Raw genomic sequence first — 14,187 nt, 5'->3', positions numbered from 1 at the left:
AAAAATCTTCGAGATTCCCAATAATTAGCCTATATTTGTAATATAATAAAACGTTGGTTTATTTAAATTCAAATGGACTATTTAATCCTCAAAATTCCATGTTTGGAATTGTCATTCACTTGATTTAGGGATAATTCAGTTGTAGAATAATCACTGTTTGTATTTTTATCTTTGAGATTACACGTTATAAATGTAGTTTTTTCCTATTTTTGCGGGAATTCGAAAATTAGATAGAATGTACGAAGAAATCATCGAGAAGATAAAAGAAAGGCTGGCAGTCAAAAATTTGAATGTTGTTATTATACCTCATATTTCATCTGACGGGGATGCGGCGGGATCGTGTTCAGCCTTGTGGCAAGTGTTGGATAAAGTCGGGATCAATGCGCAATTGATGACGTGTGATTATATACCGGATTATTTGAAGTGGTTGAAACGTATACCGGATGCCATTTCTTTCCAGAATAGACAGAAGGAGTGTAAACAGTGGTTGAGAAAAGCGGATGTATTGTTTATGCTGGATCATAATACCATAGCGAGAGAAGGGGATTTGGAGCCTTTCGTGAGGGAATTCAAGGGGGAAACGATCATGATAGATCATCATCCCGATCCGGACGAGGTGACTTATCGGATTTCCGATACCAGTGTTTCTTCCACGTGCGAATTGTTGTACAACGTGATTTCCGGGATATGGGGAAAAGAGATCATTGATACGGATATTGCCAATGCCATATATGCCGGGATTTCAACGGATACGGGCGGTTTGAGTCATAATTCTTCTCATCCGGAAACCTACCGGGTAATTGCCGATTTATTAGCCTTGGGGCTGGACAAGGATTACGTGCATGAGCAACTTTACCAGCGTAACACGCTCTCTCGATTGAGATTGACGGGAAATTGTCTTTTGAATAAACTCACGATAGATGAACATTTTCCGGTTGCCGTTATTCCGATTACTTTGCAGGAATTGGATGTCTATAATTACAAGGACGGGGATTTGGAAGGTCTGGTGAATATCCCGCTGTCAATAGAAGAGATATTGGTTTCCGTGCAGATCACGGAACGTAAGGATAAAGTGAAATTATCATTCCGTTCAAAAGGAAATATACCCGTGAATTTGTGGGCGAAGGAATATTTTAACGGGGGAGGACACTTGAATGCCGCGGGGGGACAAATGCCGTTACCATTAAACGATGTAGTACAGAAAGTACGGGAAACATCTGAATGGTTTTTCAAACAATTGAAAATTGAAAATTGAAAGTGGAGAATTATTTCTTTACGGGAGATATAATGAAAATATTCCATTGAAGTTAAAATGTTTAATCTTGCAGGATAGAGGATCATTTTCAATTTTCAATTCTGCATTTTCAATTAATAGTTATGCCTTTTTTGAGATTTCATGCCATAGAAAAAGAGAAATTGGCTCGGGTAGGCGAGCGGTTGATTTCCGAGATTGTAAGTACCTTGGGATGTCCCCGGGAAACGGTTGTATTGGAGGTGGTGCATTCCTCTTTTGTGTCCGGGGATGAGCATTTGCAGGCGTATCCGTTCGTGAAGATCGAGTATTTCGAACGCCCGAAAGAACAACAGGATGCTTTAGCTAAGATCGTGTACCAGAGTTTACAAGAAGCCGGATATCCGGAGAGTGATGTCTATTTTTCTTTCTTGTCACCGGAGCGATATTACGAGAACGGGGAGGTTATCAAGTAATTTTCGAGAGAAATAATCTTGCTTGAAGTATTTATTTTCGGAAAAAATAATTAAGTTTGTGCATAGTATAAAATGCAACGACTATGACCGAACTAAGTGAACTGGTAGCCCTTTTGAGCAAGGCGGAAAGAGGTTACACGAAAATGCTGAATCGTAGTTTTCAAAATGCCGGTTATGATATCAGCCGGGAGCAATACGAGCTTTTGCAAGTGTTGTGGGCAAAAGATAACGTGAACCAACAAACCATTTCCAAACAACTTCAAAAGGACAAATATAATGTCACTAAATTGTTGAACACCTTACAGAAAAGAGGATACGTTCAACGAAAAATGTGCAAAGAGGACAAGCGGAATAATTTTATCGTTCTGACGGAAAAAGGAATTGATTCCCGTCACGCGTTGGAGCAGATAGAAGAGCAGGTGCACACGGACATGAGTTTCACCCTGTCTTCGCAAGAGTTGAAGTCTGCCATTTGGGTGTTGAAGAAACTGAATGTATAATATATTTATGATTTATGAATTACGATTTACGATTAAAAGAAATTACAAATTCATAAATCTAAAATCTAAAATCTAAAATTACTATGGGTGTTTTTCAAGGATTAAAACCAGAAGCTGTTTGGGGATATTTTGAAGAAATTTGTCAAGTTCCCCGCCCTTCTAAAAAAGAAGAAAAGATTATTGCTTACATGTTGGATTGGGCAAGCAAGCATGGTTTAGAGGCAAAAAGAGATGATGCCGGAAACGTGTTGATCAAGAAGCCGGCAACAAAAGGACGGGAGAATGCCCCGACCGTGATATTGCAAGCACATATGGATATGGTATGCGAGAAAAATTCCGATACGATACATGATTTCGATAAAGATCCTATATTACCTTACGTGGATGGGGAGTGGGTACGTGCTAAAGGAACTACTTTGGGTGCGGACGACGGAATCGGTATGGCTGCGCAAATGGCCGTGTTGACCTCTACGGATATTGCTCATGGTCCTATCGAATGTTTGTTTACCGTGGATGAGGAAACCGGATTGACAGGTGCATTTGCTTTACAACCGGGTTTCCTGAGTGGTAATATCCTTTTAAATCTTGATTCGGAAGATGAAGGAGAGATGTTCATCGGTTGTGCGGGAGGTATCGATACCGTTATTAATATGGGATATGAAACGGAAAAGACTCCGGCAAATTCTTTCGCCGTGAAAATACAGGTAAAAGGATTACAAGGAGGTCACTCCGGTGACGATATAAATAAAGGTAGAGGAAATGCCATTAAAATACTGAATCGGTTCGTGTGGGATCTGAATCGGAAGTATGGAGTACGGGTTTCTGTTCTCGAGGGAGGGAATTTGCGTAACGCTATCGCTCGCGAGGCTTCTGCCGTGATCACCTTTGAAGATCAATATCGTGAAAACGTGAGAGCGGATTTTAATGTTTACGCGGCGGAAATGGAAAACGTGTGGAAGATTACCGAACCGGGTTTACAGTTGGCATTGGAATCTGATGATGTTCCTGCGGAAGTGTTGACTGCAAAAAGCACTAACGCATTGCTTAATTCATTGTATGCATGTCCGCACGGGGTTTTCTCCATGAGTTATCGTATGCCGGGATTGGTGGAAACATCCACGAATCTGGCAGCAGTCCGGTTTAATGAACCGAACAACATTTTAATCACGACTTCCCAGCGCAGTGATGTAAATTCGGAGAAATTCAATATCGCGAATATGGTTGAGTCCGTATTCACGCTGGCAGGAGCCAAGGTCGAACATGGAGAAGGTTATCCCGGTTGGGCTCCGAATCCGGATTCTCCCGTGGTAAAAGTGGCAGTGGAGTCATACAAACGTTTGTTCGGCAAAGCACCTATCGTGCGTTCTATCCATGCCGGGTTGGAATGTGGTTTGTTCCTCGAGAAATACCCGAACATGGATATGGTTTCTTTCGGACCGACTTTACGGGGCGTACACTCGCCGGACGAAAAGATAAATATCAAGACTGTGGAAATGTGGTGGCAGCATTTGGTTGATATTTTGGAAAAACTTTAATAACGCTCTAATTTACGATTTATGATTTCAGATTTGCGATGTAGCTCTCCGGAATCATAAATCGTAATTCGCAAATCAGAAATTAATATATGAATCAATCTAAGAAACTAGCCAAATACGATCGTTTGTACGAACAAATCAAGCAGTACATTCAGTCGACGGAAGATGTCTGGGCTCGACTGGCGACCATGGAGGCGGTGTTGCATCACAAGATGCAATCTTTTTTTTGGACGGGGGTGTACGTGTTGATAGACGGAGAATTGATCGTGCGTTCATACCAAGGTCCCGTGGCTTGTCAGAAATTGCGTAACGGGGGTGTTTGTTGGGCGGCTATTAATTCGGGAGAAACCGTTATCGTGGATAATGTGGAAGAGTTTCCCGGACATATCGCGTGTAATGCGGCTTCAAAAAGTGAAATTGTAATCCCGTTAAGAGATCAAAAAGGGGTTATTTTCGGTTGTTTAGACGTGGATAGCGATCATTTATCGGCATTTGACAAGGAAGACGAGATTGGGTTGAAGAAAATTTTGTCACTTCTTTATCAGTCAGATAGCGTAAAATGAACTCATAAATGTGAAAAATAAGTTAAGAGGCTTTTGATTTTTCTTAAGAGTGTGTTATCTTAGGGGCATGAATAATGAAATTTATCACGTAAAATACAAAACTCAGAGGATTATGAAAAAACTACTTTTATTTGTTCTAGTAAGCTTTTTTGTGGGAACACTTGCAGCACAAACGACGGAAGAAGAAGCAGGTAAATTAAAGAATGCGGGAAATGCCGCATGGAAAGCAAAAAATTACAAGGAAGCATTTACCAATTGGGAGAATTATTTAAAAGCAATAGATTTTAAAGATGACGCCAGTGTTTACAACGTGGCTGTTTGTGCTAATAAACTGAAAGATTACGTGGCTGCCGAGAAGTATTTCACGATGTCTATCGCGAATAAATACAAATTAAAAGATTCCTATGCCGGAAAAGCAGATGCCGAGAAGAACTTGAAGAAAACAGACCAGATGATTAAAACACTGGAAGAAGGTATCAAGGCGACTCCGGGACAGAATTCCGCTTTGATGAGAACATATGCCGTGTATTTCTTGAAAGAAGGGCAGAAATTCCAAAAGGCGAATAATATTGCCAAGGCTGCCGAGAATTACCAGAAAATAGCCAACATGAGTGACAAAGGTTTTAAAGCTCAAGGATTGGTTAGTTTAGGTACTTTGTATTTTAATAATGGTGCCGCTATTCTTCAAGAAGCGACTCCTTTCGCTAACAAGGAAAATGATAAATACGAAGCAGGAAAAGCAAAAGCAATGGCAGAGTTTAAAAAAGCCCAAGGTTTTTTGATTGAAGCCATGAGTGCTGACCCGAAGAACGTGGAAGCTCCTGAGGTTCTAAAGGAAGTAAAGGACGCCATGACAAAATTGACAACTCCTCAAAGTTAAAGATAGTCTTGCTAAAGAGGAAGAAGGCTAAGATTTACTTAGCCTTCTTTTTTTTATGCCGTTTTTTTTGTAATTTTGAACAAATTAGTGAGGAATTTTAAAATTCAATGATATGAAAACAGATTCTTTTAGCGGTAAGTTACCATGGGAGGGACGACCGCCTATTTTCGAGCATGTAAAAGCCCATTTGAAAGACAAGAATGAGAAGGATAGATATTTACCGGATGTTAGCGAGAATAACCTACATTGGAAGGATTATACCCCGGGGTATAATGATTACTCGTTGATAGATAGAGAGGACCCTAAGATAAACTCAAAGTTTATTGACCGGTTGATTTATTTATTCGATAATTATTCAAAACATGCGCGTCTTGAGGATAAGGTCGAGTTCTATAATATGGTGAAAGATCATCACATCATAGGGTACATGGATGAGTTTTTTGAAAAATTGTCTGATAGAAAGATAAGGATTGAATATAATGCTATAGAATTAATTTACTGGATGGTTCGAAAAGCACCGGACCGGGAAGTGGTGAAGCTGGGTATTCTTTTTGTGGGTATGCTTCGTAATAAGAAAGATTTGAATTTACTGACCACGCTCAGCCAGCATGAAGAATTCACATTCTATGTCGGGATAGCACTGTTTAATATGACACCTGAATGGGAGGTTACTCTTATCAAACTGATAGAACCGTTAAGTGGTCACGGGAAATTACTATGCGCGATATTTACTCTCGAATTCGGAACAAGAAGACACGATAGAATGGTGTATCAGATATGGATATCAAAGACTGGAAATGACCGAGTTGGGTGTGATGGACTGTATGCAATATTGCAATGTCCCGGATTATCTGCAAAAGGAAAAATGGGACGAGCCATTGACGAGGGGCGTCCAAGTGATGCTTTTGTTTTCTTTACAATATATTGAATACGAACCGGTGTTTGACAGGATAGGGAAGATACTCTATTTGTATTTGCGCCAAACACGCGGGAAAAGGAGAGGGATCATACAATATTTCATACTATTATGGGCAGACAATTTTTTTAAATCTTTCAAAGAGAATGAAGAGGTTGTAGAAATAGCCGATATTACAGAAGAAGAATTCGCTGATATGTGGATAGAAGTACTCCAAGAAAAGAAAAAGTCTTGGTATGCTGAATTTCATATGTGCTGGGACCTTGATCGGGACAAGCTGTGTAAACACGCTAACAAAGCATTTAGTGAATTACTGATGAAACGATTCGATCAGTGGTAATATTGGGATATTACTTCTGCCGCCTTAGGGTACCCGAGGCGTTTCGAGATTTCGAGATCTTCGAGGGCTTCTTTGTAATTATCAACGACCAGCTTGGATATAGCCCGGTTGTAATAGGCTTTCGCGTTCGAGGGGTCTATTTGTATGGAGCGGGTGTAACTTTCGATAGCGTTGCTTAATTGTCCTTTTTGGTGGAAGATAACCCCCCGGTTAAAGAACAAGGCGCTTGATTTTAAACCTAACGAGATCGCTTTCTCGTAATCTGCCAATGCGCCGTCCAAATCCTTCATCCCGTAACGCACGATTCCCCGGTAATGATAGGCTTCCAGTAAATCGGGTTGCAGATTAATGGCATGGCTGTAATCTTGTATCGCTAAAGTGGGTTCACCCAAATTCTCGTGAATAATTCCCCGGTTGTAATATGCCATAGCATGGTTGGGCACGTTGGCAATCACGTAATTCATGTCTTTAAGCGCTTCTTGGGGTTGCTTCAGATTTGCCAATGCAATAGCCCGGTTATAGTAAGCCGAAAAGAGATTCGGTTCCAACGCGATGGCGTTATTGAATTCCTGTAAGGCCTTTCCGGGTTGTTCCCGGGTAATGTAATCCATACCCCGTCGGTTACTCTTCACCGCTTGATGATATGAGCACGAGGTGAGTATGAAAAATAACATTATCCAGATATAGTGGCGCATATTTGTTTTTATAATTACGTGATTCAAAGTTAATGATTAATCGTGAAATAATAAATAATTATCTATTTTTATTTGAATATAACCGTTTTACGATATCATTTCTTTTCAGTTTCGTCAAGATACCGATAATTTCATCCTTGAATTCCCTTTTATACCAGAAGAAGAAGATATTCTGACGTTTTTTCTCTGTTTCTGTCTTGGCAGACTGAATCTTACGCAAGGAGTAGGGGTGAAGTCCGGAATAATACATATCCGTGGCTAATGTCATGGGCGTGGGTGTAAAATCCTGCACCTGTTCCAAACGGAAATCCAGTTCTTTTGTCTGGATGGCCAATTCTGCCATATCCACGAGATTACATCCCGGGTGAGAAGATATAAAATAAGGTATGATTTGTTGCTTTAAATGCTCTTTTTTATTGATTGCGTTGAAGCGGGCTGTCAATTCATGAAATAATTTGAACGAGGGCTTGCGCATCAGATGCAGCACGTTGTCAGAACTATGTTCCGGTGCGACTTTAAAGCGCCCGGAAACATGGTGTTTAATGACCGTTTCGAGGTATTCCCGGTTTGTCGAGTCTACTTCTCTGTTACCCGTGCGGTGCATAACCAGATCATAGCGGATGCCCGAACCTATAAAACAGTGTTTCACTCGCGGTTCTTGCCGCACCTTATTATATAACTGTAACAGGTGCGAATGGTCGGTATTCAGGTTTTTACACACGGTAGGGTGCAGACAGGAGGGACGTTTGCATAGTCCGCAAATGTTCAAGTCTTTGCCTCGCATCGCGTACATATTGGCAGAGGGTCCCCCCAAATCGGATATGGTTCCCTTGAAATCCGGCATCTCGCACACGTGCTGTACTTCACGCAAGACGGATTGTTCGGAACGGGAAGCAATAAATTTTCCCTGATGAGCCGAGATCGTGCAAAAGGTACATCCCCCGAAACATCCGCGATGCAGGGTGATGGAATGCCGTATCATGTTGTATGCCGGTATTTCCTTGTCCTTGTATTTCGGGTGAGGCAATCGGGTGAACGGGAGATCGTAAACGGCATCTATCTCGTCCGTGGTCATGGGAGGATAGGGCGGGTTCACGATGATAAGTTTGTCCTCAATCGGTTGTATCAATTTGGCGGCGTGAATACTATTGGATTCTTCTTCGATATACCGGAAATTCGTGGCGTATTTCTTTTTATCCGTCAAGCATTCCTCGTGTGACGCTAAAGTAATGGTTTGCCATCTTTTATTCGTGGCGTATTTTTCTTCCTTATCCCGTAGCACGCAGGTTTGCGGGATATTTGTCAGACTGTGGAAAGGAATCCCTCTCCGTAACATTTGACAAAGCTCGGTAAGCGGTTTTTCTCCCATGCCATACACGAGCATATCTGCCTGACTTTCAAAAAGGATAGAGGGTTTAAGTGTATCTTTCCAATAATCGTAATGCGTGAAGCGACGCAATGATGCTTCAATTCCCCCGATAATGACGGGAGTATCCGGGAATAACTCTTTTAATATACGGGTATAAACGATGGTGGGCATATCGGGACGTGCCCCGCTACGATTACCGGGCGTGTAGGCGTCATCCGAACGGCGACGTTTGGCTGCCGTGTAATGATTGACCATGGAATCCATGCATCCCGGACTAATACCGAAAAACAAATTGGGTTTCCCTAATTTCTTGAAATCCCGTAAATCGTCTTGCCAGTTGGGTTGGGGGACGATAGCCACTTTCAAACCCAATGATTCCAACAGGCGTCCGATAACTGCTGCCCCAAAAGAGGGATGATCCACGTAAGCATCTCCGGAAAAGAGAATTACATCGATACTATTCCAACCCCGCTGTTCAACTTCTTTTTTGGTTGTCGGTAACCATTGCTGTATGTTGTAGTTCATAAGGTTCATAAAGTTTGTAAAGTTCATAAAGTTATTTCTTCACGAACTTTAGTCATTTGCTTGAAATTCGTTGCAAAGATACGGAAAGTCTCTGTAATAATTATATTTCGTTTGTTTCTTCTTGGTTGTCAAAATAAAAAATATCCGAAATCGTTTCTCCCTTCTTCAAGAGATGAGCCTGCCATCCGTTTGCCTTGGCTTGTTCTATATTGGCTTGATTATCATCAATGAATAATATTTCGCGAGGGGCTATTGCAAGTTCTTTCGTGATCCGCTCGTATGCTTTTGGATCGGGTTTCCGTAAATGTAATTCATCTGAATAGAAGTATTTGTCGAACAGGTCTTCAAAATCATACCCGAATTGCTCCCGGAACATGGCTTTATATGTTTTCCGGTGAGGATAGTTGGTATTACTGAAAATACAGGTTGTATAACGCTTTCTTATTGTTTTAATCAGCTCTATTCTTTCTTTATTGTAAGGCTGAAGCATATTGTTCCAAGCCTTCCAAATATCCTCGTCCGATACGTTTTTTGATGCTGGGAAATTCACGTGAAATTCATCAATGAATTCGGCAGGAGTTATTAACCCGAGTTCGAGATCACGGAAAAACGACCCGTTTTCGGCTATAATGTCATTATAAGCGAGTCCGTCGATATTGAGTTCTTCAAAAGATTTAACTGTTTTATTAACATCGACATCCATAATGACACCACCGAAATCAAAGATAACAATATTACATGTGTCAGCAAATTTTCTTATTTCTTTCATACTCGTTACTTTTTATAGTTTATAAAAGCAAAAATAGGAACGAGAAACCGGAAAAAATTTGTGATAGATTAAAATCGTACCTTTATTCTCCTCGTATTCTACTTAGAGTGGGTAATGTAATACCGAGATAGGAGGAGATATAACCTAAATTAACCCTGTTGCACAAGCCGGGAAGATCCCGAAGTAGTTTTTCATACCGTTCTTTAGCGGATAGTGTAAGCCTTTCGATACGCAAATCTTGTAATAGCAGAAATGCATCTTGATGAGAAACGCGAGCCCAATTAGCTAATTCGACATTGGTTCGGAACAACTCATTAAGTGTATCTATCGGAATGGAATATGCTATTGTTTCTTCAAGAGTCTGCACATACTCGAAACCAACCTTGTTCTTTAGAAAGTCCAACGATCCGTAAGTCCAGTCCCCCTCTTTGGAAAACCACGTGGTTATTTCTTTACCGTCAGACAGGATATAAGACCTCGTGAGTCCCGATTCAATAAAAAACACTTTCCGGTCGGGCTTGTCTGCCTTTATTATATGGGATTTACGGGGAAATAAGTGTTTTTCAAAACGGGAAGTCAATGCCTCTATCGTTTCATGGGATACAGGATACTTTTTTATAATGGATTCTATTATATTCTTCATGTCGGTTAGCTTTAAATTAGCTGGTGAATTTAACAAAGATACGGAAAGTCAATTAAAATACAGAATTAGAAATTGAAAATGAAAAATATTACCTTTGTCGGCAAATTTTGAAAGCAGAATGAAGAAAGTAAATATTATAAGTCTTGGGTGTTCCAAGAATCTCGTGGATACGGAGTTGTTGATGAAGCAATTGGAGAAAGTAGGGTATAGTGTTGAAGTTGATGTTGAGAATTCCAAGGCTAAGATTGTTGTAATCAATACTTGCGGGTTTATCGGGGACGCGAAAGAAGAATCGGTGAACACGATACTGGAACAGGTGGAGTTGAAGAAAGAGGGAAAGGTGGACAAAATATTTGTTATGGGATGTTTGTCCCAACGTTACGAGCCGGAATTACAGAAAGAGATCCCGGAAGTGGATGCTTATTTCGGGAAATTTGACTGGAAGGGTATTTTAGCGGAGCTTGGGAAAGAGTACGATGAAAAGCTTCGGAATGAACGCCATTTGACGACACCGCCGCATTACGCCTATTTAAAGATATCGGAAGGATGCAACCGTAAATGCTCTTATTGTGCCATTCCGATCATGACGGGAGAATACAAATCCCGTCCTTTCGAGGAAATTGTTGATGAAGCGGAGCGTTTGGCTAAACAAGGGGTAAAGGAACTATTGGTGTTGGCACAGGATATTACTTATTACGGGATTGATAAGTACGGGAAAAATCGACTTGCCGAGTTGGTGGAGCGAATTGCAGATATCAAGGGAATCAAGTGGATAAAATTGCATTACGCTTATCCGGCGGGGTTCCCGATGGAGTTGCTGCCCGTGATGCGGGAGCGCGAAAATGTATGCAAATATCTGGATATTGCTTTGCAGCATTGTAGTGATCACATGCTGAAACAGATGCGAAGAGGTGTAACAAAACAACAGACCATAGACCTCATCAATAAAATTCGGGAAGAAGTACCCGGAATAGCCTTGCGAACCACTTTAATGGTGGGACACCCGGGAGAAACGGAAGAGGACTACCGGGAATTGATTGATTTCGTGGAAACGATGAAATTCGAACGTCTGGGGGTATTCCCGTACTCGCACGAGGATGATACTTATTGCGACAAGAATTATAAAGATGATGTTGCTGAAGAAATAAAAAATAAGCGGGCGGAAGAATTAATGGAAAGACAGTTGGAAGTGGCGGCGGCGTTGAATCAAAGTTGGATCGGGAAGAAACTTACCGTATTGATAGATAGGACGGAAGGCGAGTTTTTCGTGGGACGCACGCAATACGATTCGCCGGAAGTGGATCAGGAAGTATTTGTAACAACCGACCGTCCTTTACAAGTCGGAGAGTTCTATGAAGTGGAAATCACGAGCGCGGAACCGTTCGAACTATACGGCGTAATCTAAAAATTTTATAAAAAATATAGAAACGGAGAATAATTTTTCGTTTTTATTCGTACTTTTACTCATCGAGGTTCATTGAAATTTTGATGAGTATTTTTTTGTATGACTTTTTACTAACTACAAATATAAATACCATGTTGAATAATCTATTTTGGATAGTACCGGCATGTGCCGTTATCGCACTTCTTTTCGCGAGGATTTTCTTTAAAGGGATGATGAAAGAGTCGGAAGGAACCGACACGATGAAACGTATTGCCGGACATGTCCGCAGGGGAGCTATGGCTTATTTGCGACAACAATACCGGATCGTGGCTATGGTGTTCCTCGTGTTGTGTATTCTGTTTGCTTGGATGGCGTACGGTCCCGGGCTGCAAAACCCGTGGGTATGGTTTGCTTTTCTTACCGGAGGTTTCTTTTCCGGTCTGGCAGGCTATATCGGGATGAAAACCGCAACTTATGCTTCGGCGAGGACGGCAAATGCCGCACGCAGAAGTTTGAACGATGGATTGAAAGTTGCTTTTCGTTCGGGTGCGGTAATGGGATTAGTAGTGGTCGGCTTGGCTCTGCTTGATATTTCGTTATGGTGGTTATTGCTCGATTATTTCGTGGAAGAGGCTACATCCACGGAGAAAGCGATAGTGATCACGACAACCATGTTGACCTTTGGTATGGGGGCATCGACGCAGGCGCTGTTCGCCAGAGTGGGGGGAGGTATCTTCACGAAAGCGGCCGACGTGGGTGCTGATCTCGTGGGTAAGGTTGAAGCGGGTATTCCGGAAGATGATCCTCGTAATCCCGCGACCATCGCAGATAACGTGGGGGATAACGTGGGGGACGTTGCTGGTATGGGGGCAGACCTTTACGAATCGTATTGCGGTTCTATTCTTGCCACGGCTGCTTTAGGTGCCGCGGCGTTCCGACTGGAAGCGGATATGCAATTTAACGCCATACTGGCCCCGATGCTGATTGCCGCTTTTGGAGTTATCTTATCGTTGCTAGGTATATTTATGGTAAAAACAAAAGAGGGTGCTTCTCAACAACAATTACTGAGAGCGCTTGACCGGGGGATAAATGTAAGTTCAATTCTTATCGTGGGCGCCAGTTTCTTGGTGATCTATTTATTGGGATTGAGTTATTGGATTTGCGGATCCGTGATTGTCGGGTTGATAACGGGAATCATTATCGGTAAAGGAACAGAATATTATACTTCACATGCCTATAAACCGACGCAGGATATTGCCAAGAGTTCGGAAACCGGACCCGCAACCGTGATTATTAAAGGTATCGGTACGGGTATGATTTCGACGGCTATCCCGGTTTTCACGATCGTGGTGGGTATTGTACTTTCATTTTTGTTCGCGTCACAATTCGACTTCTCCAACATGTCCATGGGATTGTACGGAGTGGGTATTGCCGCTGTCGGAATGCTTTCTACCTTGGGTATCACGTTGGCAACGGATGCTTACGGACCGATAGCCGATAACGCGGGGGGGAATGCCGAAATGAGTCATTTGGGCGAGGAAGTTCGTCATCGTACGGATGCATTGGATGCTTTAGGCAATACAACCGCGGCGACAGGCAAAGGATTTGCTATCGGTTCCGCGGCTTTGACCGGATTAGCATTGATTGCCTCTTATATCGAGGAAATAAAAATTGGATTGTTACGTATGGGAGAGGAGATTCTGACAGTCGGGGAAAACACGGTAAGAACGGCCGATGCAACGTTACAGGATTTTATGATTCATTATGATGTTACTTTAATGAACCCGAACGTGTTGGCAGGTATTTTTATCGGTTCCATGATGGCATTTGTATTCTGTGGACTGACGATGAATGCCGTCGGACGGGCTGCACAAAAAATGGTAAACGAAGTACGTCGCCAATTCCGTGAAATCAAGGGTATCATGACCGGAGAAGCAGAACCGGATTACGCTAAATGCGTGGAGATTTCGACTAAAGGCGCCCAACATGAGATGATCTTCCCGTCATTGCTGGCTATCATTATTCCTGTGGCTATGGGACTTATCTTCGGTGTTGCAGGTGTAATCGGTTTGTTAGCCGGGGGCTTGGGAAGCGGATTCGTGCTCGCTATCTTTATGGCAAACTCCGGTGGTGCATGGGATAACGCTAAAAAGTATATTGAAGAAGGCAATCTAGGGGGTAAAGGTTCCGATAACCACAAGGCTACCGTGATCGGAGATACCGTGGGTGATCCGTTTAAGGATACTTCCGGACCGAGTTTGAATATTTTGATAAAATTGATGAGTATGGTCGCTATTGTTATGGCAGGAGTGACTTGTGCATATAGTCTTCTCTAAGTTCCGACTATCTATCCAAGTAGTT

At 42.0% G+C, this 14,187-nt stretch carries 13 protein-coding genes; 9 read left to right on the top strand and 4 right to left on the bottom strand.

From position 1 onward, the window contains the following. Window positions 1-235 precede the first annotated feature (235 nt). The 7 genes from Q5866_RS14880 (at window position 236) to Q5866_RS14850 (ending at window position 6,113) form a co-directional block, all read left to right on the top strand. A complete protein-coding gene (locus Q5866_RS14880; RefSeq protein WP_303181031.1) occupies window positions 236-1,255 on the top strand; it encodes a bifunctional oligoribonuclease/PAP phosphatase NrnA in 1,020 nt (339 codons plus the stop codon). A gap of 122 nt (window positions 1,256-1,377) precedes the next feature. After that, a complete protein-coding gene (locus Q5866_RS14875; protein WP_099292427.1) occupies window positions 1,378-1,707 on the top strand; it encodes a DUF1904 family protein in 330 nt (109 codons plus the stop codon). Between the two features lie 83 nt (window positions 1,708-1,790). Further along, window positions 1,791-2,207, top strand: coding sequence for a MarR family winged helix-turn-helix transcriptional regulator (locus Q5866_RS14870; RefSeq protein WP_303181030.1), 417 nt, complete (start codon window positions 1,791-1,793; stop codon window positions 2,205-2,207). Between the two features lie 83 nt (window positions 2,208-2,290). Then, window positions 2,291-3,742 carry an aminoacyl-histidine dipeptidase gene (locus Q5866_RS14865; RefSeq protein WP_099292429.1) on the top strand — a complete coding sequence of 484 codons (1,452 nt, stop codon included), beginning with the start codon at window positions 2,291-2,293 and terminating at the stop codon, window positions 3,740-3,742. 89 nt (window positions 3,743-3,831) lie between these two features. Next, window positions 3,832-4,305, top strand: coding sequence for a GAF domain-containing protein (locus Q5866_RS14860; protein ID WP_303181029.1), 474 nt, complete (start codon window positions 3,832-3,834; stop codon window positions 4,303-4,305). 112 nt (window positions 4,306-4,417) lie between these two features. Beyond that, entirely contained in the window at window positions 4,418-5,185 is a 768-nt protein-coding gene (locus Q5866_RS14855; protein WP_186975359.1) for a hypothetical protein, read from the top strand. 112 nt (window positions 5,186-5,297) lie between these two features. Then, the gene (locus tag Q5866_RS14850) at window positions 5,298-6,113 is read left to right on the top strand and encodes a hypothetical protein (RefSeq protein WP_303181027.1); all 816 of its coding nucleotides are present in this window, start codon (window positions 5,298-5,300) and stop codon (window positions 6,111-6,113) included. A 318-nt stretch (window positions 6,114-6,431) separates the two neighbouring features. On the opposite strand, the gene Q5866_RS14845 is transcribed toward Q5866_RS14850, so the two are convergent. The 4 genes from Q5866_RS14845 to Q5866_RS14830 form a co-directional block, all read right to left on the bottom strand. Further along, window positions 6,432-7,052, bottom strand: coding sequence for a tetratricopeptide repeat protein (locus Q5866_RS14845; RefSeq protein ID WP_292267583.1), 621 nt, complete (start codon window positions 7,050-7,052; stop codon window positions 6,432-6,434). Window positions 7,053-7,194: 142 nt separating this feature from the next. Continuing rightward, on the bottom strand, window positions 7,195-9,030 hold the full coding sequence (locus Q5866_RS14840) for a YgiQ family radical SAM protein (protein WP_303181026.1): 1,836 nt from the start codon (window positions 9,028-9,030) through the stop codon (window positions 7,195-7,197). Between the two features lie 100 nt (window positions 9,031-9,130). Next, on the bottom strand, window positions 9,131-9,799 hold the full coding sequence (locus Q5866_RS14835; protein WP_303181024.1) for an HAD family phosphatase: 669 nt from the start codon (window positions 9,797-9,799) through the stop codon (window positions 9,131-9,133). An 82-nt stretch (window positions 9,800-9,881) separates the two neighbouring features. Then, complete coding sequence (locus Q5866_RS14830; protein WP_303181022.1) at window positions 9,882-10,442, bottom strand: Crp/Fnr family transcriptional regulator; 561 nt, start codon at window positions 10,440-10,442, stop codon at window positions 9,882-9,884. A gap of 118 nt (window positions 10,443-10,560) precedes the next feature. Here Q5866_RS14830 and rimO point away from each other — a divergent pair, with 118 nt between their 5' ends. Then, a complete protein-coding gene (rimO, locus tag Q5866_RS14825; protein ID WP_303181020.1) occupies window positions 10,561-11,847 on the top strand; it encodes a 30S ribosomal protein S12 methylthiotransferase RimO in 1,287 nt (428 codons plus the stop codon). A gap of 131 nt (window positions 11,848-11,978) precedes the next feature. Further along, window positions 11,979-14,162, top strand: coding sequence for a sodium-translocating pyrophosphatase (locus Q5866_RS14820; RefSeq protein ID WP_303181019.1), 2,184 nt, complete (start codon window positions 11,979-11,981; stop codon window positions 14,160-14,162). Window positions 14,163-14,187 lie beyond the last annotated feature (25 nt).

Source organism: uncultured Butyricimonas sp. (assembly GCF_959596855.1).
Taxonomy (GTDB): domain Bacteria; phylum Bacteroidota; class Bacteroidia; order Bacteroidales; family Marinifilaceae; genus Butyricimonas; species Butyricimonas muris.
Note: the sequence above shows the minus strand (reverse complement) of the source record. Positions and strands in the feature narration are given on the sequence as shown.